General features: G+C 67.9%; 25 protein-coding genes and 1 pseudogene. 12 read left to right on the top strand and 14 right to left on the bottom strand.

The genetic code is table 11. The features are described from left to right. The first annotated feature begins 92 nt into the window (after positions 1-92). Entirely contained in the window at positions 93-668 is a 576-nt protein-coding gene (locus tag FHX68_RS12860; protein WP_141381338.1) for an NADPH-dependent F420 reductase, read from the top strand. A 100-nt stretch (positions 669-768) separates the two neighbouring features. Here the strand turns inward: FHX68_RS12860 and FHX68_RS12855 are convergent, their stop codons facing one another. The 4 genes from FHX68_RS12855 to FHX68_RS12840 all read right to left on the bottom strand — a co-directional run bounded on the left by FHX68_RS12855 (position 769) and on the right by FHX68_RS12840 (position 4,241). Beyond that, complete coding sequence (locus FHX68_RS12855; RefSeq protein WP_141381337.1) at positions 769-1,080, bottom strand: hypothetical protein; 312 nt, start codon at positions 1,078-1,080, stop codon at positions 769-771. A 66-nt stretch (positions 1,081-1,146) separates the two neighbouring features. Further along, positions 1,147-2,121 carry an IS481 family transposase gene (locus FHX68_RS12850; RefSeq protein WP_141920276.1) on the bottom strand — a complete coding sequence of 325 codons (975 nt, stop codon included), beginning with the start codon at positions 2,119-2,121 and terminating at the stop codon, positions 1,147-1,149. Between the two features lie 159 nt (positions 2,122-2,280). Beyond that, positions 2,281-3,417 (bottom strand): Gfo/Idh/MocA family protein, encoded by a 1,137-nt coding sequence (locus FHX68_RS12845; protein WP_141381509.1) that lies wholly within the window; start codon positions 3,415-3,417, stop codon positions 2,281-2,283. Continuing rightward, the gene (locus FHX68_RS12840) at positions 3,414-4,241 is read right to left on the bottom strand and encodes a sugar phosphate isomerase/epimerase family protein (RefSeq protein ID WP_141381510.1); all 828 of its coding nucleotides are present in this window, start codon (positions 4,239-4,241) and stop codon (positions 3,414-3,416) included. The genes FHX68_RS12845 and FHX68_RS12840 overlap by 4 nt, the downstream gene beginning before the upstream one ends. 123 nt (positions 4,242-4,364) lie before the next feature. Between FHX68_RS12840 and FHX68_RS12835 the strand changes: the two genes are divergently transcribed. Then, positions 4,365-5,207, top strand: a complete 843-nt coding sequence (locus FHX68_RS12835) for a Type 1 glutamine amidotransferase-like domain-containing protein (protein ID WP_170214304.1) — start codon at positions 4,365-4,367, stop codon at positions 5,205-5,207. On the opposite strand, the gene FHX68_RS12830 is transcribed toward FHX68_RS12835, so the two are convergent. Beyond that, complete coding sequence (locus FHX68_RS12830; RefSeq protein WP_141381512.1) at positions 5,165-5,908, bottom strand: VIT1/CCC1 transporter family protein; 744 nt, start codon at positions 5,906-5,908, stop codon at positions 5,165-5,167. The genes FHX68_RS12835 and FHX68_RS12830 overlap by 43 nt on opposite strands. A gap of 238 nt (positions 5,909-6,146) precedes the next feature. Here FHX68_RS12830 and FHX68_RS15295 point away from each other — a divergent pair, with 238 nt between their 5' ends. The 4 genes from FHX68_RS15295 to FHX68_RS12815 are packed head-to-tail and all read left to right on the top strand — an operon-like array spanning position 6,147 to position 8,307. After that, on the top strand, positions 6,147-6,353 hold the full coding sequence (locus FHX68_RS15295; RefSeq protein ID WP_141381513.1) for a hypothetical protein: 207 nt from the start codon (positions 6,147-6,149) through the stop codon (positions 6,351-6,353). Then, complete coding sequence (locus FHX68_RS12825; RefSeq protein WP_229661650.1) at positions 6,331-6,663, top strand: PadR family transcriptional regulator; 333 nt, start codon at positions 6,331-6,333, stop codon at positions 6,661-6,663. Before FHX68_RS15295 ends, FHX68_RS12825 begins: the two co-directional genes overlap by 23 nt. Further along, positions 6,660-7,880: a chromate efflux transporter gene (chrA, locus tag FHX68_RS12820; RefSeq protein ID WP_141381514.1), complete on the top strand. Its 1,221-nt coding sequence runs from the start codon at positions 6,660-6,662 to the stop codon at positions 7,878-7,880. Before FHX68_RS12825 ends, chrA begins: the two co-directional genes overlap by 4 nt. 43 nt (positions 7,881-7,923) lie before the next feature. After that, positions 7,924-8,307: an ArsR/SmtB family transcription factor gene (locus FHX68_RS12815; protein ID WP_170214305.1), complete on the top strand. Its 384-nt coding sequence runs from the start codon at positions 7,924-7,926 to the stop codon at positions 8,305-8,307. Between the two features lie 74 nt (positions 8,308-8,381). Here the strand turns inward: FHX68_RS12815 and FHX68_RS15990 are convergent. The 3 genes and pseudogenes from FHX68_RS15990 to FHX68_RS12800 all read right to left on the bottom strand — a co-directional run. Further along, a pseudogene (locus tag FHX68_RS15990) lies at positions 8,382-8,849 on the bottom strand (response regulator transcription factor); the annotation flags it as partial. A 254-nt stretch (positions 8,850-9,103) separates the two neighbouring features. Continuing rightward, positions 9,104-10,078 carry an IS481 family transposase gene (locus FHX68_RS12805; protein ID WP_141920012.1) on the bottom strand — a complete coding sequence of 325 codons (975 nt, stop codon included), beginning with the start codon at positions 10,076-10,078 and terminating at the stop codon, positions 9,104-9,106. 95 nt (positions 10,079-10,173) lie between these two features. After that, on the bottom strand, positions 10,174-11,187 hold the full coding sequence (locus FHX68_RS12800) for an IS481 family transposase (RefSeq protein WP_141920135.1): 1,014 nt from the start codon (positions 11,185-11,187) through the stop codon (positions 10,174-10,176). Positions 11,188-11,383: 196 nt separating this feature from the next. Between FHX68_RS12800 and FHX68_RS12795 the strand changes: the two genes are divergently transcribed. The 4 genes from FHX68_RS12795 (at position 11,384) to FHX68_RS12780 (ending at position 15,653) form a co-directional block, all read left to right on the top strand. Beyond that, positions 11,384-12,724, top strand: a complete 1,341-nt coding sequence (locus tag FHX68_RS12795; protein WP_425325857.1) for an ISL3 family transposase — start codon at positions 11,384-11,386, stop codon at positions 12,722-12,724. Positions 12,725-13,308: 584 nt separating this feature from the next. Then, positions 13,309-14,661, top strand: coding sequence for an ISL3 family transposase (locus FHX68_RS12790; RefSeq protein WP_425325858.1), 1,353 nt, complete (start codon positions 13,309-13,311; stop codon positions 14,659-14,661). Between the two features lie 99 nt (positions 14,662-14,760). Then, positions 14,761-15,021 (top strand): hypothetical protein, encoded by a 261-nt coding sequence (locus tag FHX68_RS12785; RefSeq protein WP_141381553.1) that lies wholly within the window; start codon positions 14,761-14,763, stop codon positions 15,019-15,021. Between the two features lie 191 nt (positions 15,022-15,212). Further along, entirely contained in the window at positions 15,213-15,653 is a 441-nt protein-coding gene (locus FHX68_RS12780) for a hypothetical protein (protein WP_141381554.1), read from the top strand. 40 nt (positions 15,654-15,693) lie between these two features. On the opposite strand, the gene FHX68_RS12775 is transcribed toward FHX68_RS12780, so the two are convergent. The 5 genes from FHX68_RS12775 to FHX68_RS12755 all read right to left on the bottom strand — a co-directional run bounded on the left by FHX68_RS12775 (position 15,694) and on the right by FHX68_RS12755 (position 18,971). Next, positions 15,694-16,296, bottom strand: coding sequence for a hypothetical protein (locus FHX68_RS12775; protein ID WP_141381555.1), 603 nt, complete (start codon positions 16,294-16,296; stop codon positions 15,694-15,696). Positions 16,297-16,403: 107 nt separating this feature from the next. After that, a complete protein-coding gene (locus FHX68_RS12770; protein ID WP_141381556.1) occupies positions 16,404-16,673 on the bottom strand; it encodes a hypothetical protein in 270 nt (89 codons plus the stop codon). 152 nt (positions 16,674-16,825) lie between these two features. Beyond that, positions 16,826-17,239: a hypothetical protein gene (locus FHX68_RS12765; protein ID WP_141381557.1), complete on the bottom strand. Its 414-nt coding sequence runs from the start codon at positions 17,237-17,239 to the stop codon at positions 16,826-16,828. A 39-nt stretch (positions 17,240-17,278) separates the two neighbouring features. Then, complete coding sequence (locus FHX68_RS12760; RefSeq protein ID WP_170214308.1) at positions 17,279-18,364, bottom strand: helix-turn-helix domain-containing protein; 1,086 nt, start codon at positions 18,362-18,364, stop codon at positions 17,279-17,281. After that, complete coding sequence (locus FHX68_RS12755; protein ID WP_141381559.1) at positions 18,351-18,971, bottom strand: hypothetical protein; 621 nt, start codon at positions 18,969-18,971, stop codon at positions 18,351-18,353. The genes FHX68_RS12760 and FHX68_RS12755 overlap by 14 nt, the downstream gene beginning before the upstream one ends. A gap of 167 nt (positions 18,972-19,138) precedes the next feature. Here FHX68_RS12755 and FHX68_RS12750 point away from each other — a divergent pair, with 167 nt between their 5' ends. Further along, on the top strand, positions 19,139-20,608 hold the full coding sequence (locus tag FHX68_RS12750) for a hypothetical protein (protein WP_141381560.1): 1,470 nt from the start codon (positions 19,139-19,141) through the stop codon (positions 20,606-20,608). On the opposite strand, the gene FHX68_RS12745 is transcribed toward FHX68_RS12750, so the two are convergent. After that, on the bottom strand, positions 20,605-21,579 hold the full coding sequence (locus FHX68_RS12745) for an IS481 family transposase (RefSeq protein ID WP_244926866.1): 975 nt from the start codon (positions 21,577-21,579) through the stop codon (positions 20,605-20,607). The two genes, FHX68_RS12750 and FHX68_RS12745, sit on opposite strands and share 4 nt — an antisense overlap. 206 nt (positions 21,580-21,785) lie before the next feature. Here FHX68_RS12745 and FHX68_RS12740 point away from each other — a divergent pair, with 206 nt between their 5' ends. Beyond that, the gene (locus tag FHX68_RS12740; RefSeq protein ID WP_141919996.1) at positions 21,786-22,787 is read left to right on the top strand and encodes an IS481 family transposase; all 1,002 of its coding nucleotides are present in this window, start codon (positions 21,786-21,788) and stop codon (positions 22,785-22,787) included. Positions 22,788-22,819 lie beyond the last annotated feature (32 nt).

Here is a 22,819-nt window from a genome sequence, read left to right as displayed (position 1 = left end):
ACGCGGAGCGGGAATAGTTGTCGCGACAAGCGGGTTGGACGATGATAGTTGCAGGTACAAGCATCCTGTCTCCCTCCTCGAAAGGACCGGTCATGACCACCATCACCATCTTCGGAAACGGCAACATGGGCCAGGCGATCGCGGGCGTGCTCGCGCGCGGCGGAGCCGACATCCAGCACATCGGCAGCGACGAGACCTCGACGCAGATCTCCGGCGACATCGTCGTGCTCGCCGTGCCCTACCCGGCGCTCGCGGTGATCGCCGACGCGTACGGCGACCAGCTGGCCGGTAAGACCGTGGTCGACATCACGAACCCGCTCGACTTCGCCACGTTCGACGCGCTCGTCGTTCCCGCCGGCAGCTCCGCGGCGGCGGGCCTCGCCGAGCGCCTTCCCGAGGCGAAGGTGCTGAAGGCGTTCAACACGAACTTCGCGGCGACGCTCGCGTCGGGCACCGTCGGCGGCGCGCCGACCACCGTGCTCGTCGCCGGCGATGACGCGGACGCCAAGGCGGCGCTCGTCGCCGCCGTGCAGGCCGGCGGCCTGAAGGCCGTGGATGCCGGGTCGCTCGCCCGCGCCCACGAGCTCGAGGCTCTCGGGTTCCTGCAGCTGACCCTCGCCGCGGCGGAGAAGATCACCTGGACCGGCGGCTTCACCCTCGCGAACTGACCCGTTCGGGCGGCGGCGCGTCGGTGCGGGTTCTCCTGCGCCGTCGCGCCACCGCCGCGCCGGGTTGTGGGGACACGGGACGACCCACCCCGCGCCGCGGTCAGCGCGGGGCGGTGACCTCGACCTCGAACGAGACCGACTGGCCGGTCGAGCTGTTGGTCAGCGTCACGTCGGAGTCGCCGACCTCGAGCGCCTTGACGCCGGGGTTGAACGTCGCCGAGCCGTCGGTGCGGCCGTCGACGAAAGAGACGACCTCGGTGATCGGCACCGAGACCGGCGCGATCACGCTCCCCGACGCACCGTCCGAGTCGGAAGCAACACCAGACCCCGACCCCGTGCACCCGGTAAGGGAGGCGACGAGAAGCACGGCTCCGGCGACTACTGCGAAGCGGCTCGTTGTCCTGGCATCCATCGGCTCATCCCCCCGTCGGCGTCGGCGGAGCGCCCGCGGCGCGCCTTCCTCGCGGTCAGTACGCTACTAGATGTACTGACCTCGACCGTTGTTGATTCGGTCGATGGGGGTTCTGCCTCCGATGCCGAGGTGGTGCCTGTCTAGGTTGTAGTAGTCGAGCCAGGTCGTCAACCCTGCTTTTCGGTCGTCGTTCGAGCTCCAGGGGCGGGCGTAGGCCCACTCGGTGGCGAGGGTGCGGTTGAGGCGTTCGACTTTCCCGTTGGTCCAGGGGCAGTGCGGTTTGATGAACCGCTGTCGGATGCCGTGCGCGTCGACCACGGCCTTGAACGCGGCCGAGTGGCGGTAAGCGAACGCGTTGTCGCTGATGACGCGTTCGACCTTGACGCCGAGGCGCGCGTAGAACGCGATCGCCCGCTCGAGCACACCCGCGGCGGTGATGCCTTTCTCGTCGTCGTGGATCTCCGCGTAAGCAACTCGGGAATGGTCGTCGATGACGGTGTGCACGTAGTCGTAACCCAGGCCCCGCTTGCGCGCAGGACGTTGCCCGCGGCCATGCAGACGCCATCCGCCGCCGTCGGGGATACGGCCGAGTTTCTTCACATCAACGTGGATCAGGGACCCGGGATGATCATGCTCGTAACGCTGCGCGGATCGGCGGGTCGCGCGGATCACGGACCCCGTGACCGGGTCCAGCTCCCGCAGCAACGGCACGTGGTGGCGGCGCAACACCCTACCGACCGTTGAGGCCTGCAAGCCGAGCTTGTCAGCGATGAACACCGGCCCACGCCGAGTGAGGTGCCGCATGATCCGCACCCTCGCCTCCACGCACGCTTTGGTCTGGCGAGGGTGGGAGCGGGCGACGCTGGAACGATCGATCAGGCCCGCCGGGCCGCACTCCCGGAACCTGCGCCACCACCGCCACGCGGTCGTGCGGGAGATCCCCATTTCCGCGGCGACATGCGCGACCGCACGCCCCGACTGGATGCGCTGAACCATGATCAACCGGCCGGCCGGAGTCAGCCGGGCATTAGCGTGAGACAAGAGAGACCTCCGTGCGTTTGAGCTGAAGAACTTAGACAGCTCCAACTCGACCCCGGAGGTCTCTCCTACGTCAACAACGATCTGGGTCAGTACAACTAGAGGGCGCCCCGCCGAAACCGAACCCGACCCGAGACCAAACCCGAGCCCGAATCTCGCGCGTCAGACGAGCGTCGCGGCGAAGGGATCGAACCCCTCGGGCAGCAGCGGCACCGGCGCGACGGTCGACTCGATGGTGCGGGTCCGCCCGTCGGCGACGGATTCCTGTGCCGAGAGCATCACGTCGAGCACGTGATAGCCGAGCTCGCCGGTCGCGATGTGCGGACGGCCCTCGCTGATCGCGCGCGCCATGTCGAGCACACCGATGCCGCGCCCGGTGGCGGGCCCCTGCTCCTCGATCTCGATCCACTGCTGACCGTCGCGGTCGGCGTCGGAGATCGAGCCGAGCGGCTTCACGTACGCGATGCGCCCCGAGAACATGTTCGGGTCGGGTAGCACGAGGGTGCCCTCCGAGCCGTGGATCTCGACCACGCCGGCACGCTCGAGCGCCGAGTCGAAGCTCAGCAGGTGCGTCCCGTGCTGGCCGCCCGCGAACGAGCTCAGCACCTGCACCGTCGAGGGCACCTCGACCGGGAAGGTCTCACCGGCCCGCGGACCCGAGCGGATCGTCCGCTCGAGCTGCGGGCGCGAGCCGCGCGCGGTGACCGCGTCGACCGGGCCGAGCAGGCTCACGAGCGCGGAGAAATAGTACGGGCCCATGTCGAGCAGCGGGCCGGCGCCGTTCGCGAAGAGGAACGCGGGTTCTGGATGCCACGCATCCGGCCCCTGCGTCTGGAAGATCGTCTGCACGAACCGCGGCGTGCCGATGACACCGTCGAGGACGGCGCGCTTGGCGGTCTGGAATCCCGGGCCGAGGAGGGTGTCGGGCGCCGAGCCGATGCGAACGCCCGCCTGGCCGGCCGCGGCGAGCAGCTCGCGCGTGGACTCCCGGTCGAGGCCGATCGGCTTCTCGGTCCAGACGTGCTTGCCCGCGGCCACGGCCGCGCGCGAGACCTCGACGTGCACGGCCGGGATCGTGAGGTTCACGACCAGTTCGACGTCGGGGTTCGCGAGCACGTCGTCGGCGGTGCCCCACGACGGGATGCCGAACTCCTCGGCCTTCGCCTGGGCCCGCTCGGCGATCAGGTCGCCGACCGCGACGACGGCGATGTCGGGGAACGAGGTGAGGTTCTCGAGGTAGGTCTGGCTGATGACGCCGGTGCCGATGATGCCGACGCCGAGCGGCTTGTTCGCGCTCACGCGACGAACCCGCCGTCCTTCAGGAACGCCAGGCTCGCGGCCACGTCTTCGAACACATCACCGGGGGCGTTGTCGTACTCGACGACGGCGTAGCGGATGGCGGTGCCGGCGCGCAGCGCCTCGGCGAGCGCGACGTCGCCCTCGCCCGGGCGGCGCTGGTCGAGCTCACTCGAGCCGCCGAGCACGGCCGCCTCAGGAGCCCACGGGTTGACGGCCGGCACGACGCCGTCTTTGACGTGCACGGCGGTGAGCCGGTCGCCGAGGCGCGCGACGAGCGCGGGAACGTCCTGGCCGCCGGTGAGCGCCCAGAACAGGTCGAGCTCGAGCTGCACGCGCGGGTCGGCGAGCGAGACGAACCGCTCGTAGGCCGAGACGTCGTCCCACGACGCGATGAACTCCTGCGCGTGGTTGTGGTAGCCGACCGAGAGGCCGAAGCCGGCGGCGGTCTCGACGAGCGCGTTGAGGCGCTCGGCGATGTCGGCGACGCCCTCTTCGGTGAGCCAGCGCTCGGGGGCGACGAACGGGTCGATGACCGTGGTCATGCCGATCGTCGCGGCCGCCTCGAAGACCACCTCGGGGGCGGGCGTCGGGATCGAGCCGTCGGGCGTCCACAGCTCGTCGGTCAGCAGCGGGGCGTGGCCCGTGGGCGACGCGAGGCCCGAGGCATCCAGCGCCGCGCGGATCTCGGCGGGGCGCCCGACGAAGTCGAACGCCTCGACGTTGCGGTAACCGATCGCGGCGAGCTTGTCGAGCGAGCCCTGCGGGTCGGCGGCGAATGCGTCGCGCAGAGAATAGAGCTGAACGGATGCCTCGGGCAGAGTCATGGTGTTCCTTCGATACGTCGTTGTGGGCCGCCTCTTCGTGAGGCGGCGTGACGACGATACCGCAGAAAACCTCCGACCGGAAGTTTTATCGTGATGCGCGCTGCGGTGCCCTACCCTGGGCCGATGCGCATGCTTCTCACGTCTGGCGGAATCGCCAACGAGATGATCCGCGACGCGCTCGTCGACCTGCTCGGCAAGCCACTCGCCGATTCGCGGGTCGTCGTGGTGATCGACGCCATCCTCGGCTTTCCCGGTGACAGTTCGACCCTCGTCGACCATCTCGAGGGGTCGCGCGCGCTCGGCTGGGCGGAGTTCGACATCGCCTCGCTCTTCGCCGGCCCCGCGAGCCTGGTCGAGTCGCGCCTGCGCTCGGCCGACGTGATCCTCGGGTACGGCGGCAGCAACCTGTGGGCCGCGCATGCCTGGCGGGCGAGCGGCCTGGCGCCGGTGCTCGCCGAGCTGCTCGAGCAGAAGGTGTACGTCGGGTGGAGCGCCGGCTCGATGATCTTCGCCCGCGAGCTCGACCGGTGGCCCGCAGCCTTCGACGATCTCGATGAGCTCGCCCTGTTCGGGCTCGACGACGCCGCTCCCGCCGTCGCCCTCTTCGATTGGTTCTTCGCCGGGCACCTCGGCGCCGATTGGATGCCCGGGGATGCGGAAGAGCTGTTCGCGCGCGGCGCCGCGCGCTCGGGGCAGGAGGTGTGGTTCGTCGACGACGATTCGGCGCTGCTCGTCCGCGACCCTTCGGCGCCGCCGACGGTCATCTCATCGGGACACTGGCGCCGCTACGGCGCCGACGGCGCGCTCGTCGCTGCGCGGTCGCCGCCCGCGGAGAGGCACAGGACAGGCGTCGAAAGAGTGAGCCGTCCCTGCCTTTTCTCGCCCTCGTGGGCACCTCTAGATTGGTCACAATTCGCTCTGTTTCAGACCGCTCCGGAGGCGCCGAGGAGTGCTCCGACGCCGTAGGTCGCGGCGAGGGCGAGGGCACCGCCGATGACGACGCGGATCATGGCGCGGTGTCGGGAGCTGCCGCCGATGTGTGCGGAGATGGCTCCCGTGATCGCGAGGGCGACAAGCACGGCAACGAAGGTCACCGGGACACGCCACCCTGGCGGGGGTAGGAGGATGGCGAGCATGGGCAGGATAGCGCCGATCGTGAACGCTGCCGCAGATGCGACTGCCGCGTGCCAGGGGCTCACGACGTCGTTTTGGTCGATGTTGAGCTCGGCGGATAGGTGTGCGGCAAGGGCGTCGTGCGCGGTGAGCTCCACGGCGACCTGTCGCGCGGTCTGTGCGCTGAGCCCGCGGGCTTGGTAGAGCCCGGCGAGCTCGTCGAGTTCTTCGTCCGGCATGTCGCGCAGTTCCTGGCGTTCTTTCGCGATCAGGGCGCGTTCACTGTCGCTCTGGCTGCTGACGGAGACGTACTCGCCCAGGGCCATCGAGATGGCGCCTCCGACCAGGCCCGCCAGCCCGGCGGTGAGGATGGGCCCGGTGGCGGTGGTCGCGCCCGCGACGCCGACGACGATCGCGGCGACGGAGACGATGCCGTCGTTCGCGCCGAGCACGCCGGCGCGCAGCCAGTTCAGCCGTTGCGCGATGCCGCCGCGGTGCGGCTCGTCAGGATGGGCTTGGAGCGCGGGGTTGTCTGCGGGCAGATCTGTCGCCATGACCTCAACATAAGCACCCGCCAGCCGCGGCGAGCAACGTTGGTGAGGCTAAGCGTCCCCCAGTTAGGCGCCCCAAGAATCCTGGAAGAAAAGAGGGGGATCGTGGGACTCGTCGATAACCGGACCCACCCGAATCGAGTTGAGGATGACAACAGGCACCGCTCCCTCTCCGCGGGCGGCCAGGCCCCGCACAGACGATTCGGTTGCGCGGGCGCGGCGGGTCCGTGCTCGTAGACGGATGCGCGCGGCGGACCTGATGGTCGCCGCGGTACGGCTGTCGGTCGCCTCGGCTGTATCGCTGTGGCTCGCCTACGGCGGGCTGAACCAGGTCACCGATCCCGCCCGCTGGCACTCCGGGAGCGTTAAGCGCACGTTCACCTGTTCTATCGTCATTCGATATCGAGATCCGATAGACAGGCGTGGTGACGAGCAGGCGCTCCCTTGACGAGCTGGACGAGTACCGAGACCTCCTCGGCGGGCTCGTCAGGATGCACGTGCTGCACCACGCGTCACAGGAAGAGATCTACGGCGCCTGGATGATCGAGGAGCTCGCCGGTCACGGCTACCGCCTCTCAGCAGGGACCCTTTACCCGATGCTCCACAAGATGGTCGAAGACGGCTACCTCACCGTACGGACCGAACGAGAGGGCCGCACCATCCGCAAGCTCTACTCCGCAACCGAGAAAGGCCGGCGCGGCCTCGCGGTCGCCCGGGAACGGATGCGCATCTTCACCCAGGAAGGCACCGGCCGATGACAACGGACACCACCACTCCCCCGCAAGCGGGACAGGGGTCCACCCGGGAGGTGCTGCGCGTCTTCGGGAAGCTGGGCGTGACCGCCTTCGGCGGCCCCATCGCCCACCTCGGCTACTTCCGCGACGAGCTCGTGCAGCGCCGCCGGTGGCTCGACGACAACGAGTACGGCGACCTCGTCGCCCTCAGCCAGTTCCTCCCCGGCCCCGCATCCAGCCAGGTCGGCTTCGGCCTCGGCCTCTTCCGCGCAGGCCCCGCCGGCGCGATCGCCGCGTTCCTCGCCTTCACCCTGCCCTCAGCCGCCCTCATGGTGGCCTTCGCGTACGGGGCGCCGCTGTTCGAAGGCGTCGTGGGCGGCGGCATCCTCACCGGCCTCAAGATCGTCGCCGTCGCGATCGTCGCCCAAGCCGTGTTCGGCATGGCAAAAACCCTCACCCCCGACCGGGAGCGCGCCGCCATCGCGGTGGTCGCCGCCGCCAGCGCCCTCCTGCTCGCCGGGTCGACCGGGCAGATCGGCGCCATCGCGATCGGCGCGATCGCAGGACTGATCTTCTGCCGGAGCGCTCCCGTACCCGCGACCGCGATGATCCGCTTCCCCGTCGCCCGCACAGCCGGCGTGATCTGCCTGACCCTGTTCGTGCTGCTCCTCGTGGGACTGCCGGTGCTCGCCACAACCACGCAGTGGGGGGCGGTGCAGCTGTTCGACGCCTTCTACCGTGCGGGAGCCCTCGTCTTCGGCGGCGGCCACGTCGTGCTCCCCCTGCTGCAGGCCGGCGTGGTCGACACCGGCTGGGTCACCCCTGACCAGTTCCTCGCCGGCTACGGTGCCGCCCAGGCCATGCCCGGGCCCCTCTTCACCTTCGCCGCCTACCTCGGCACCCTCTCCACCATCGGCCCCGGCGGCGCGACAGGAGCCGCGATCGCCCTCACCGGCGTGTTCCTGCCCGGGTTCCTGCTGCTCACCGGGGTACTCCCGTTCTGGAACACCTTCCGTTCCCGCCCCTGTGCCCAGGCGCTGATGCGCGGAGCCAACGCCGCCGTAGTCGGCATCCTCGCCGCCGCGCTCTACGACCCCGTCTTCACCACCGCCATCACCGGCGCGGCCCCCTTCGTGCTCGCGCTGATCTGCTTCGTGCTCCTGATCGCCTGGCGGGCACCCGCCTGGGCCGTCGTCATCGTGGGCGCCGCTGGGGGCATTCTGATCACCCTCATCGGCTAAGGCCGGGCGATGGAAGTCTCCGGATTTGTGCGATAATCTGCGTATGAATGCAGATACTTCGAGATGTGGACGTCTGCCGGAGAGCGAGTACGTCGAGCTGGCGGTGGAGGTGTTCTCGATGCTCGCGGACGCGACCCGTGTGCGCATCATCATGGCCCTGCGCGACGCCAGCGAGCTGTCGGTGAACCGTCTGGCGGAGACCGTCGACAAGTCGCCGGCCGCCGTCTCGCAGCACCTCGCGAAGTTGCGGCTGGCGCGCATCGTCTCGACCCGGCAGGAGGGCACGCGCATCTTCTACCGGCTCGAGAACGAGCACGCGCAACAGCTCGTCGCCGACGCGATCTTCCAGGCTGAGCACTCCCTGGGCGGGACCCCGCACCACCACCGCGCGGCCGACGCCGTGCGCCCGGCGGTGAGCGAGCCGTGACGAGCACCGTGAGGGATGCCCCAGTGCGCGCGGGCGGACGGATGCTCGCGAAGCCCCCGTCGATGCTGCGCACCGGCGCACGCCTTGCGGGAGAGCCGAACGAGCCGTCCGTCCCGATAGACCTCGCGGCGGAACGGGTCAAACCGGACGCCGCACGCCTCCAAGATGGGGGGCTGCGACGGCCCGCTCCGGCGGTTCAGCGCTCGAAGCCTCGCGACGAGCTCGGGGAACTCGAACGGCTTGGCGAGGTAGTCGTCGGCGCCCAGCTCGAACCCCGCGACCTTCTCGCCCAGCCGGCGGGCCGCGGTGAGCATCAGGATCGAAGGGGCGCTGTCCCGCCCGGCGAGAATGCGGCACACGTCGTCGCCGTGGGTACCGGGGATGTCTCGGTCGAGGATCAGGATGTCGTCCTCGTTGATATCGACCATCGCCAACGCGGCGTCGCCGTCATGAGCCAGGTCGGCCGTGATCGCCTCCGGGCGTAGCCCGATCTGGATGGCCTCGGCCAAGAACACCTGGTCTTCCACGACAAGCACCCTCATGTGTCTCTCGTGTCTCCTCCGGCCTCGACGCTCGTGCCTCTCCATCGAGTCACGCACGGCACCCCTAAAGAAGACGTAAGCGTTTTCTCTGACGCTCTCGCAACACGTCTCCGGGCTCAATGGAATCGCGCCCGATCAGCACCTTGGTTGATCGGCATCCATGAGAAAGGACCTTCCGTGAACACAGCCGCTCGAATGCGAAGCCGGCTCGCAGCGCTGGCGGCCGTTCCGCTGCCGCTCGCCGCGCTCGCCGCCTAGATGTACTGACCTCGACCGTTGTTGATTCGGTCGATGGGGGTTTTGCCTCCGATGCCGAGGTGGTGCCTGTCTAGGTTGTAGTAGTCGAGCCAGGTCGTCAACCCTGCTTTTCGGTCGTCGTTCGAGCTCCAGGGGCGGGCGTAGGCCCACTCGGTGGCGAGGGTGCGGTTGAGGCGTTCGACTTTCCCGTTGGTCCAGGGGCAGTGCGGTTTGATGAACCGCTGTCGGATGCCGTGCGCGTCGACCACGGCCTTGAACGCGGCCGAGTGGCGGTAAGCGAACGCGTTGTCGCTGATGACGCGTTCGACTGTGACGCCGAGGCGCGCGTAGAACGCGATCGCGCGGTCGAGGACGCCCGCCGCGGTGGTGCCTTTCTCGTCGTCGTGGATCTCCGCGTAAGCAACTCGGGAATGGTCGTCGATGACGGTGTGCACGTAGTCGTAACCCAGGCCCCGCTTGCGCGCAGGACGTTGCCCGCGGCCATGCAGACGCCATCCGCCGCCGTCGGGGATACGGCCGAGTTTCTTCACATCAACGTGGATCAGGGACCCGGGATGATCATGCTCGTAACGCTGCGCGGATCGGCGGGTCGCGCGGATCACGGACCCCGTGACCGGGTCCAGCTCCCGCAGCAACGGCACGTGGTGGCGGCGCAACACCCTACCGACCGTTGAGGCCTGCAAGCCGAGCTTGTCAGCGATGAACACCGGCCCACGCCGAGTGAGGTGCCGCATGATCCGCACCCTCGCCTCCACGCACGCTTTGGTCTGGCGAGGGTGGGAGCGGGCGACGCTGGAACGATCGATCAGGCCCGCCGGGCCGCACTCCCGGAACCTGCGCCACCACCGCCACGCGGTCGTGCGGGAGATCCCCATTTCCGCGGCAACATGCGCGACCGCACGCCCCGACTGGATGCGCTGAACCATGATCAACCGGCCGGCCGGAGTCAGCCGGGCATTAGCGTGAGACAAGAGAGACCTCCGTGCGTTTGAGCTGAAGAACTTAGACAGCTCCAACTCGACCCCGGAGGTCTCTCCTACGTCAACAACGATCTGGGTCAGTACACCTAGATGTTCTTCCCACTGACGTTGTGGACGCGGTCGATGGGTGCTCGGCCTCCGATGCCGGTGTGGGGTCGATGGTGATTGTAGTGGTGCAGCCAGGCGTCGTAGCTGGCGGCTCGCTGCTGGTCTGAGTCGTAGTGGCGGGCGTAGGCCCATTCGTCGGCGAGGGTGCGGTGGAATCGCTCGATCTTCCCGTTGGTCTGCGGCCGATAGGGCCGCGTGTATTTGTGCTTCACGTTCTCGCCGAGCGCCTCGTTGAACACCTTGGACCGGTAGCAGGAGCCGTTATCGGTCATCACCCGCTGCACGGTGATGCCGTGCCCGGCGAAGAACGCGCTGGCGCGCTGCCAGAACCCGCCGGCGGTGTCCTTGCGTTCGTCGGGGAGGATCTCGGAGTAGACCAGTCGGGCGTGGTCGTCGATCGCGGAATGCAGATACGAGTAGCCGACCCCGGAGCGGCGTTTGCGGCCCGTGGCACGTCCCAGCGTGCGCCAGCCGCCACCGTCAGGGATCCGGCCGAGCTTCTTCACGTCCACGTGCACCAGCTCGCCCGGCGCCTGTCGCTCGTACCGGACCGGCTTCGGCTTGCGCACCCGAACACCGGTGTTCTTGTCGACCTGCCCCAGCAGCGGCACCCGGTACCGCTTCAGCACCTTCGAGACCGTGGATTGCGGCAGCAGCAGGTGGTACGCGATCCGATGCGGGCCCCAACGTCGGGTCACCCGCAACCCGATGATCCGCCGCTCCATACGCTGCGGCGTCCGCGATGGCGAGCTCGCCGGCCGTGAGGAGCGATCCTGCATCGCCGCGCGTCCGCCGGCACGATACCGGGCGACCCACTTGGAGACCGTGCCACGGGCGACCTGGAACCGCTCCGCGACACGAGCCTGCGTCCAGCCGTCCTCGATCACCAGCCGAGCGATCTTGATCCGCCCATCGACGGTGAGCGCGGCGCGAGCGTGGGTAACGTATGACACGAGGACCTCCGTGGATCGAGTGAGTGTGGTAACCCACATCGATACCGGAGGTCCTCACCTCATCCCGTCACGCCACGCTGCTCACAACCACCGTGGGAAGAACACCTAGAGCGGCTCTTCGGACTTTAGGTGGGGGTGGGTGATGTGCGGGGCCGCGTGGTGACGGGGTGGGGCGGGTCGAGGCCCCGAGGATCGGTAGCGACCAAGCTTCCTTTCCGTTCGGAGACCTCGACCCGTGCCCGATGCTACGGGGTGCGCCGCTGCGTGCCCGTCTTCTGCTGTCTACTGTGATCGCTGCGATGTGCTCGTCGGCCTCGGCGGGCTGCACGTGGTGGCTGTCGAGCGCTGCCGCGACGGCGTGCTCCTGATCGACGTCGAGTCCCCGCCGGGGCCGGTCGGGTGCCCGGGGTGCGGGCAGGTCGCCGAGTCGCGGGGCCGGAAGGCGCTCGTGCTGGTCGATGCGCCGATGAGCGCCGCTGCGGTGCGGGTCCGGTGGCGCAAGCGCAGGTTCCGGTGCGCTGATGAGGCGTGCCCGAGGGAGTCGTTCACCGAGCAGAACGCTCTGGTCGCCGCGCCTCGCGCCAAGGTCACGGCCCGAGCGGTGATCTGGGCGGTGGGGCAGATGCGGAGGGAGAACGCGTCGGTGCAGGGCGTCGCCCGCCAGCTCGGGGTGTCGTGGCGCACGGTCTGGCGACACGTCAGGCCGGTGCTCGAGACGCGCGCCGCGGACGAGTCCCGCTTCGACGGGGTCACCACGCTCGGCGTCGACGAGCACCTCTGGCACCACGTGTCCACCAGACCCGTCGCCGATGGCGGGCGGGGTCCGAAGGAACTGACCGGGATGGTCGACCTGTCGCGCGATGCGTCCGGGCGGGTGAGGGCCCGCCTGCTGGACCTCGTGCCCGGGCGCAGCGCGAAGGCCTACGCCGACTGGCTGCAAGAGCGCGGGCAGGAGTTCCGCGACGGGGTGCAGGTCGCGACGCTGGACCCGTTCGCCGGCTACAAGAAGGCCCTCGACGACGAGCTCGACGATACCGTCGCGGTGCTCGACGCGTTCCACGTCGTCAAGCTCGGCACCACCGCGGTCGATGAGGTCCGCCGCCGCGTCCAGCAAGACACCCTCGGGCACCGCGGACGCAGAGGTGATGCGCTCTACGGGATCCGCAACATCCTCCGCGCCGGGCAGGAACGACTCACCGACCGGCAGAAGGCCCGGCTCGATGCCGCGTTCACGCAGCGCGAGGAGCACGTCGAGGTCGACGTCGCCTGGCAGGCCGCGCAGCAACTCCGCGACGCCTACCGGCATGCCGACCTCGCCACCGGGCGCAAGATCGCCGAGCACGTGCTCGAATCGCTCCCGACCTGCCCGATCCCCGAGATCGCCCGACTCGGCCGCACCCTGCGTCAGTGGCGGGCCGCGTTCCTGTCCTACTGGGATACCGACCGGTCATCCAACGGCGGCACCGAGGCCGTGAACGGCCTCATCGAACTCGCCCGCCGCGTCGCCCGCGGCTTCCGCAACTACGACAACTACCGACTCCGCATGCTCCTCGCCGCCGGCGGCCTCACCCCATGACCCCCACCGGAAGTCCGAAGAGCCCCTTTACCCGCTGCGCCGATTAGTTTGCCGCCGGGGACGATCGCGAGCATGGCGGCGAGGGCGAACTCCCCACCGCCAATGTCACCCTCTTACCAGGCCATGAGGCTGTCGGCGAGCAGGAGCGCCCCGCCGATGGCGAGGATTGCGAGCGCGGCTCCTCCGGAGAGGACGATCGCGGCGACGATGACCACGACGGTGACGACGGCGACGATGACTTCCCAGGCGTCGGAGTGGTAGATCGATTCCCACCAGTTGTCGGCGCGGACCCCTGCGTCTTTGGCTTGTTCGATCTGCGCGACGATGACCCGGGCGCCGTCTTCGTAGTCTGTCTTAGCTTCCTGGACGAGGCGCTTCGCGGCGTCAAGCCGAGCTTGAGCGTCGGCTTGGTCTCCGGATGCCTGGCTAACGGAGGTTGCTGCCGATGCGGCCCGATTGCGGGCTCTTCGGACTTTAGGTGGGGGTGGGTGATGTGCGGGGCCGCGTGGTGACGGGGTGGGGCGGGTCGAGGCCCCGAGGATCGGTAGCGATCAAGCTTCCTTTCCGTTCGGAGACCTCGACCCGTGCCCGATGCTACGGGGTGCGCCGCTGCGTGCCCGTCTTCTGCTGTCTACTGTGATCGCTGCGATGTGCTCGTCGGCCTCGGCGGGCTGCACGTGGTGGCTGTCGAGCGCTGCCGCGACGGCGTGCTCCTGATCGACGTCGAGTCCCCGCCGGGGCCGGTCGGGTGCCCGGGGTGCGGGCAGGTCGCCGAGTCGCGGGGCCGGAAGGCGCTCGTGCTGGTCGATGCGCCGATGAGCGCCGCTGCGGTGCGGGTCCGGTGGCGCAAGCGCAGGTTCCGGTGCGCTGATGAGGCGTGCCCGAGGGAGTCGTTCACCGAGCAGAACGCTCTGGTCGCCGCGCCTCGCGCCAAGCTCACGGCCCGAGCGGTGATCTGGGCGGTGGGGCAGATGCGGAGGGAGAACGCGTCGGTGCAGGGCGTCGCCCGCCAGCTCGGGGTGTCGTGGCGCACGGTCTGGCGACACGTCAGGCCGGTGCTCGAGACGCGCGCCGCGGACGGGTCCCGCTTCGACGGGGTCACCACGCTCGGCGTCGACGAGCACCTCTGGCACCACGTGTCCACCAGACCCGTCGCCGATGGCGGGCGGGGTCCGAAGGAACTGACCGGGATGGTCGACCTGTCGCGCGATGCGTCCGGGCGGGTGAGGGCCCGCCTGCTGGACCTCGTGCCCGGGCGCAGCGCGAAGGCCTACGCCGACTGGCTGCAAGAGCGCGGGCAGGAGTTCCGCGACGGGGTGCAGGTCGCGACGCTGGACCCGTTCGCCGGCTACAAGAAGGCCCTCGACGACGAGCTCGACGATACCGTCGCGGTGCTCGACGCGTTCCACGTCGTCAAGCTCGGCACCACCGCGGTCGATGAGGTCCGCCGCCGCGTCCAGCAAGACACCCTCGGGCACCGCGGACGCAGAGGTGATGCGCTCTACGGGATCCGCAACATCCTCCGCGCCGGGCAGGAACGACTCACCGACCGGCAGAAGGCCCGGCTCGATGCCGCGTTCACGCAGCGCGAGGAGCACGTCGAGGTCGACGTCGCCTGGCAGGCCGCGCAGCAACTCCGCGACGCCTACCGGCATGCCGACCTCGCCACCGGGCGCAAGATCGCCGAGCACGTGCTCGAATCGCTCCCGACCTGCCCGATCCCCGAGATCGCCCGACTCGGCCGCACCCTGCGTCAGTGGCGGGCCGCGTTCCTGTCCTACTGGGATACCGACCGGTCATCCAACGGCGGCACCGAGGCCGTGAACGGCCTCATCGAACTCGCCCGCCGCGTCGCCCGCGGCTTCCGCAACTACGACAACTACCGACTCCGCATGCTCCTCATCGCCGGCGGCCTCGACCCCACCACCCCCACCTAAAGTCCGAAGAGCCCCTAGAGCCCGCAGCTGTCCGGCAACGACAGCGACGACAAGCCCGCCCAGGGATCGACCCAGTGGCGTCTGGACTTCGCCGAGTGTATGCGCGGCGAAGGCATCGACGTCAGGGACCCCGGCGCCAACGGCGCGGTCGCGGCGTCCGGCCCGGAGGACGAGTCGCCGGGGCGCCAGGCCGCTACCAAGAAGTGCCTGGCCGAGCTCGGGCCGCAGCCGGTGCAGAACGGCGGCGACGGCAACCAGCAGGTCGGACAGGACCAGTTGCAGATCGCCTCGTGCCTCCGCGAGCACGGCTTCCACAAGCCAAACAAAGCAGGCCACCGTTTCCGGTGGCCTGCTCGATGATTTCAACTCGGCCCTGCTCACCGACCGTGTGGAAACGGTTGGCATTTGCAGTAAGCCATCTATGGGGGTCGTTTGTACGGGGCTGAGAACCTTGTCCGGACTGGGTTGTGGCAGGCCCGGTGGGCGGCGTACCCGCGGTAAGGCCGCGATTTTCCCCCCAGCGGATCGACGATCTCAGCTACGGTCTCCCCATGGGCCGAATCGACTACCTCGGGAAGTCTGTCGCTGATCTCGGCGTGAGCATCCCCCGGCATCCTCCGATCCGGTGCGGCTTCACTTACGGCGTGCATTTCCCCGGTAAGCGAACGGGTGGACGGGGGATGCCGTTCGGTGGCAACGAAGCAGAGATCGTCAACGTAGACAAGGATGACGACGCCGACATCCTCGTGCTGATGCCAGGGGAGTTCGATGAACCCGAAGAAGCGCTGGTCGTGATCGTCAACTCGCGGTGTCTTCGGAAGGACAGGTTGATCCGGAAACTGCGTCACCTCACCTCATCCACCCCCGACAGCCCGAGTGTTCTCGTGTACGTGCCCGAAGATCGTCCGGGCCACGTGCATCGGGGGCAGATACTCCGGCAACGAGTTGACGAAGAGGGCATCTGCGCGGAGGTGCGCTCGTACTATCCGTGACGAGCGGCGGAACGACCCCTCGAAGCGCGACGGGGAAGTTCTATGCCCAGTGGCTTTCGCGGCCTGCCTGAACGTCCATCCACAGTCCTGTGCCGACAAACGCACGGACCGACGCTGGGGCGGGCTCGGTTTCCCACCACACGCGCCGTACATTCTTGTCCCTGTGCGCACCGACGATTGTTCGTACGTAGTCGGGGTGGATGTAGCCCTTGGTAGTGCCGAAGAGGATTGCACGCTTCTCAACGGCCTGCTCGATTGTCGCGTCCGATACCTCCCACACGCCGGTCCAGGCGCGCTCTCGCATCAGCGCGGGCAGACCGTGGGCGTTGGCGTAATCCGCTCCCGCGTGCGTACGTAGAGGAGCGCCGTTCGGGTTCTTTGGATCAGGGATCGCATTGGGGCGGAGCTTGGTGAGGCTCACGCGAAAGAGTGGCTGGTGAGGCCACTGATCGGGCGTCACGACGCGAGTAGCCGCGGTCATCGCGAGCACCTCATCGAGATCGACGCGAACGCTACGTGTCTGGCTCACATCGGCGAATACCCCGGTTCCGACGAGATGCCAGACCTTCTCGGGCGTGATGTTCTGCTTGCCGAACGCGCTGTTCAAGAGTGATGCGACCTGTGCAGTGGATACGCCGACCATGCTCGACCTCTTTCGTTGACGAGCCTACGGTCTCGGTTGACGCATGCGGCCTCGCAAGGTTCACCATACACCTATAGTGAATCTATAGTAGGTGTTTCGCCATCCCGTCACGTGTCGAGAGCATCCAGGATCGCACTGATGCCGGGGGCAGGCATCCGGGGGACGAACTGATCGTCAACCGCGTCCACAAGGAGTCCATACGCATCCTCGGCAAAGGGGTGTTGCAACCAGGCGTATCGAGACGTTCTGATGTGCCAGGTGTCGCGCCCGCCCCGCCGAGCGGGCTCAATGCCCGCATGATTGAGCGCGGTACCCAGGAGAACGGCGTCTTCATGGTCGAGCGGTGGTATGCGCCTGACCGAGTAGTAGTAGGCCATCCATCGGAGGAGCGCGTCGAGATCGTCAGATTCACCGTCACACGATTCGCAAATCCACATGCCATCATCTGGTGTGATCCGCGCTCCGACCTCGAACTTCGTCCGACACTTGGGGCATATACCCGCACGCTCGCACGTGACGTGGCGTCGCTTCACTGAAGGTAGCCGTTCCAGGCGGCGGCTTCTGCGCCGTCCTTTGCCTGGTCTTGCGGTGGCACCGGGAAGTGTTCGTCGCGGAACCGGGCTACGTGCAGTGCGGCTTGCTCGGTCGCCTCTGACTCTGTGAGGCCACGGTCGCGAAGCCGAAGCAGATAGGCGCGGCGTTGGATGACCGCTGGCCACAGTTCGCGCATGTCGATCTCGTCCATGACGTGACTGGCGGTGTTCATCGAGTGGTACTCCAGCGAGCCGCAGAGTCTTTCCATGATCGTCACCAAGTCCTCGTCGCGAACCTGCTCGAACGAGCGTTCCGTGCGACGACGAAGCCCCGGCCTGCGGCGCATGATCGCTTGTATTGACAGTTCGTCGAGCATCAGTTCGTCAGGATCATCGTCACGGGAAGCCACGGGCAGTCCTTTCGGAGGAGCGGTCTTTTGTCGTAGGGACTATCTGGCGTGGAGCGTCACGACCGGGCGCACTTCGCGGCCTGTGGTGGGCGCTGGTGCGAGGGCGCGGAGGAAGAGCGTGGGGAGGGCGAGGTCGTGCTCGATGGCTCGGTTCGAGTACGGCGTTTCGCCGTACTCGCCCTGGAGGAGCCGGAACAGGAGCCGCGGGGACTCAGGGCGCACCTCGACGGGCTCCTGCGTGCGCCAGCCGCGGGATGCGATCTGCCGGAACAGTGTGGAGGTGCGGTCCTTCGAGAGCACGCCGACTGCTTCGCCGCGCTTGACGAGCGCGGCGATGGAGATGCCCCAACTCGCCTTCACCCGCGCGAGCGTGCCAAGGGTCGTGTCCGGCTCGATGAGTTCGCGGGCGTGCGCGTCGGGCAGGAGGAATGCGCCTGCGAACTGGTGTGCCTCACGTTCACGGTCGTCGGAGTGTCGGTAGGAGTGCAGGACGAGGTGGCCGAGTTCGTGGGCGATGGTGAACCGGTCTCGGTCGCCGCTCTTGCTGATGTAGCCGATCAGGGTCGCGTTGCCGCGCCCGCCCGTGTGCGCGAGCCCGTCGTGCCCGGGAAGGGCGTCATCGGTGAATCCGATGGGTGCGACGGCGATCCCGGAGCGTTCGAGTGCCCGCGTGACGTTTGTGATCGGCTCGTCAAGTGACAGTGCAAGAGCACGGCGGGTTTCGTCTGCGATCTGCCCGATGCGCTCCGCGCTGAGTACCGGGGCGTCGTCCTGGACGACGGGGATGAGCGGGCGCGGGTAGCCGGAACCGTCGAGCAGTTGCTCGGTGACGCGGAAACCTTCATCGAAGAACCGGAACGTGCGAGTGGTGTCCTTCACCCGGGCGGTCGCGTTCTTGCGGAAGTGCACCTCGTCGCGAGGCACGCCTGCGGAGGGGACGGCGAAGAACTCGACTGGGAGTCCCAGCCCGCCCGCGAATGCGTCAGCGAGGGCGGGTGTGAAGTCGCGGCGGTGCTTTTCCACCATGGAGACCATCGCCTGTGTGACGCCCGCCGTGGCGGCGAGGTCGGCTTGGGTGACGCTCAGTAGTTCACGTGCCGCGGTGATGCGCTCAGGCCGAAGCATCGCGCTCGTCCTCCTCTTCTGCGGCCTCCGTCCGCGTCGGCATGTCCAGGTCCTCTTCCTCATCTCGCGTGTCGAACGAAGACGCGAACACGTCTTCGTCGTCCAGCGGCACGGAAAGGTCGATGCGGGCCTTCTCGCCGTACTTCCACGTGCCAATCGGGTGCACGGCCCGCATCGAGACGGTGCCCGCGGCGAAGTCCGCGGCCCAGATCAGCAGAAGCCGTTCAGGTTCCTCGAACAGTCGTGCGTTGTCCATCATCGGAGTGTTTGTGTACCAAGCGCGCCGCGCAAGATTCGTCCCGGGCGAGGGAACGACAGTGGGCGAGTGCAGGAACCGGAGCACGAGGTCATCGCTGTACAGATGCAGAGCCGCGTTCTTCGCCTGGTTCTCGTCAACCTGCCACGCACCCAAGTCACGCGCCGTGAGAAGCGAGCGAGCCTTCGCACGCGCAACATGGACACGCGTTGTCCGGTACTCCGCCTCGATCTCGGCGGCATCCGTCATCGCATGCTCCGCAACGGTCACAGCCTTCGCCATCACCGCGTTCAGGACGGGAACCAGCGGCGACATCCGCTCCAGGATCAAGTCACGCAGGTCTGTGCTCATGTCAGTTATATTATCACCGCAAATAGCACATGCCGGGTGGTGGGCGGCGAGTCGCGGTCAGATCGGTCCTTGCCGGTAGAACCAGACATGCTCCGAGCCAACGTCCATGAGTCCAGGTTCGTCGCCAACCGATGCGTCGCACCCTACGGGCGGTGATCTGAAGCGTCATGGCGAAGAAGACCAGTTCGTTCAAGGTCCCGAAGGACAATGCGTCCCTCGCGGCCCTGTTCGACATGGACTTCTTTCCCAGCGAAGGCGCGGCCATCGGCGGTCGCTGTGAAATCTTCGACACCGCCCGACGCATCGTGGAGAACAGCAAGATCGAGAAGATGCTCCACGCCTGGCGGGCCGAGGACCGGGGAGACAAACGCCCAGGACCAACACCGTGGCTCTCCGAGGTGCAGGTGACCACATTGATGATCGTGCTCACGCTGAGCCGCCGTGCACCCCTGTTCACCGAGATGCGCGACCTCCTCCGCCACACCCCGGTCGAAATGCTCGCGACCATCGGGATCGACATGCCTGACGAGATCAGCGACGACGCTCTCTACCACCGCGCCTACAACACGTACCAGCGTCTGATCGAGGTGATGAACCCGGAACCTGGCTCGTTGTACTGGCTGATGACGAAGGATGAGGCAAGCACCTGGGCCGCTCGCCACCGCGACAGGAAGCACACCGTTCGCCGCGCGCGAGCGCACGCCTTCGGGAACGCCCTCCTCCAAGGGACCTGGATGCTCCTCCCACGGGGAGCCCGACGCTCGTACCGTGGCGACGTTGCGTTCGACGCCACCGTCGTCGCCGCCCCCGCGCGCGGGCGCGGGAAGCGGTCGCTGTACGCGTCCTCCGACCCCGGAGCGGGCTGGTATCGACGCGACGGCGACCACGACGGCGGGAGCACCGCCCGCGCGGACACGAAGTACAGCCGAACGACGAGCGAACTCCTCTGGGGACGCGAAGCCCACACGGCGATCTCCTATGGTGCGAACGTTCCCGTCATCGTCCTCGCAATGACCCTTGACGTGCCAGGGAAAAGACTCGCAGAGAACGCCCTCACCTGCATCGACGCCCTCCACAACCACGGGCTCCCGGTCGGACACTTCGTCGCAGACCGGGCGTACCTTCCCGGGACCAAAGCAGAGGACCTCGCCCTCCCGCTCCGCGCCCGCGACTACCGAATCGTGTTCGACTACACCCGCGACCACCTCGGACAGCAAGCCAGTCACGCAGGAGCGCTCCTCATCGAAGGGCGCTGGTACAGCCCCGGCATCCCTACCCCGCTTCGTGACGCGAGCATCGACTACTTCCTGCGCCAAGACTACGATCCCCAGCGGATCAGCACGAGCACATACGAACAGCGGATCGAGCAACGCAAAGCCTACGAACTCCACCGGAAAGAACGCGCCGACGACGAGGGCTACCAACGGCTCCAGTGCCCCGCGGTCGGCCCATCTGCGACGATCAAGTGCCCCTACCGGGATTCGCACCCGAAGACCGTGGACCGCCCGTTGACCCGGCTCCTTCCCGTCCTGCTACCAAAACCTCGCCCGCAGGTCTGCAACCAGCAGACGATCACCGTGCCGCCCTCAGCGGGCGCGAAATACGAGCAGGAGTACCCGTACCAGTCCGAACGCTAGGTGTTCTTCCCACTGACGTTGTGGACGCGGTCGATGGGTGCTCGGCCTCCGATGCCGGTGTGGGGTCGATGGTGATTGTAGTGGTGCAGCCAGGCGTCGTAGCTGGCGGCTCGCTGCTGGTCTGAGTCGTAGTGGCGGGCGTAGGCCCATTCGTCGGCGAGGGTGCGGTGGAATCGCTCGATCTTCCCGTTGGTCTGCGGCCGATAGGGCCGCGTGTATTTGTGCTTCACGTTCTCGCCGAGCGCCTCGTTGAACACCTTGGACCGGTAGCAGGAGCCGTTATCGGTCATCACCCGCTGCACGGTGATGCCGTGCCCGGCGAAGAACGCGCTGGCGCGCTGCCAGAACCCGCCGGCGGTGTCCTTGCGTTCGTCGGGGAGGATCTCGGAGTAGACCAGTCGGGCGTGGTCGTCGATCGCGGAATGCAGATACGAGTAGCCGACCCCGGAGCGGCGTTTGCGGCCCGTGGCACGTCCCAGCGTGCGCCAGCCGCCACCGTCAGGGATCCGGCCGAGCTTCTTCACGTCCACGTGCACCAGCTCGCCCGGCGCCTGTCGCTCGTACCGGACCGGCTTCGGCTTGCGCACCCGAACACCGGTGTTCTTGTCGACCTGCCCCAGCAGCGGCACCCGGTACCGCTTCAGCACCTTCGAGACCGTGGATTGCGGCAGCAGCAGGTGGTACGCGATCCGATGCGGGCCCCAACGTCGGGTCACCCGCAACCCGATGATCCGCCGCTCCATACGCTGCGGCGTCCGCGATGGCGAGCTCGCCGGCCGTGAGGAGCGATCCTGCATCGCCGCGCGTCCGCCGGCACGATACCGGGCGACCCACTTGGAGACCGTGCCACGGGCGACCTGGAACCGCTCCGCGACACGAGCCTGCGTCCAGCCGTCCTCGATCACCAGCCGAGCGATCTTGATCCGCCCATCGACGGTGAGCGCGGCGCGAGCGTGGGTAACGTATGACACGAGGACCTCCGTGGATCGAGTGAGTGTGGTAACCCACATCGATACCGGAGGTCCTCACCTCATCCCGTCACGCCACGCTGCTCACAACCACCGTGGGAAGAACAGCTAGGTGTACTTCCTCGGGAGGTTGTGAACGGGTGAGGTAGGCGAAGACCTCCGGGCAGGATGTGGGTTACCACACTCGCATCCTGACCACGGAGGTCATCGTGTCTCACGCTAACGCGCCTTTGACGCCGGAAGGGCGTCGTCGTCTTGCTGTCCTCGTCGTGGATCGGGGCTGGTCGTTGCGGCGGGCAGCGGAACGGTTCCAGTGCTCGCCCGCGACGGCGAAACGGTGGGTCGACCGGTATCGGGCCGGGCTGCCGTTGACGGACCGCAGCTCGAGGCCGCAGACCTCGCCGAACCGGCTCCCGCGGAAGACGGAGCGGAGGATCGTGTCGTTGCGGTTCACCCGCCGGTGGGGTCCGCACCGGATCGCGTATCACCTGGGCCTTGCCCGCTCGACGGTCGGCCGGGTGCTGGCCAGGTATGGGATGCCGAAGCTCGTGAACATCGATCAGGCCACCGGGCTGCCAGTCCGAAAGCCGACGCCGAAGCGGTACGAGGTCGCAAGACCGGGCCAGCTGATCCACGTCGACATCAAGAAGCAGGGCCGGATCCCTGATGGCGGCGGCTGGCGCGCCTTCGGCCGCGGATCGGCGCAGGACCGTGCCGCGGCATCCGTCCGTGACAAGGCCGCACGGGCAGGAGCGGCCGGCTCCCGCGGCTACCGGTATCTGCACCACGCCGTCGACGACAACTCGAGAGTCGCGTACTCGGAGATCCTCGACGACGAACGCAAGGAGACCGCGGCAGGGTTCTGGACCCGCGCGAACGCGTTCTTCGCGAGCCTCGGAGTCACGGTCACCGCCGTGATGACAGACAACGGCGCGTGCTACCGGTCACACGCGTTCGCGGACGCGCTCGGCGACGGCGTGAAGCACAAGTGGACAAAGCCGTATCGGCCACAGACCAACGGAAAGGTCGAACGCTTCAACCGCACCCTCGCCGCCGAATGGGCCTACGCCAAGCCCTACGCCAGCGAAGCAGAGCGAGCCGCGGCCTACGAGACCTGGCTGCATCACTACAATCACCACAGACCCCACACCGGGATCGGCGGCCAGACCCCCTCAGCCCGCGTTCACAACCTCACGGGGAAGTACAGCTAGGCCGAGCAGTACACCTCAGGACGGCAGTCCGT

Origin of the sequence: Microbacterium lacticum, assembly GCF_006716815.1 — a bacterium.
In the GTDB taxonomy this organism is placed as follows: Bacteria; Actinomycetota; Actinomycetes; order Actinomycetales; family Microbacteriaceae; genus Microbacterium; species Microbacterium lacticum.
This window is presented reverse-complemented; position numbering and strand designations above follow the sequence as displayed.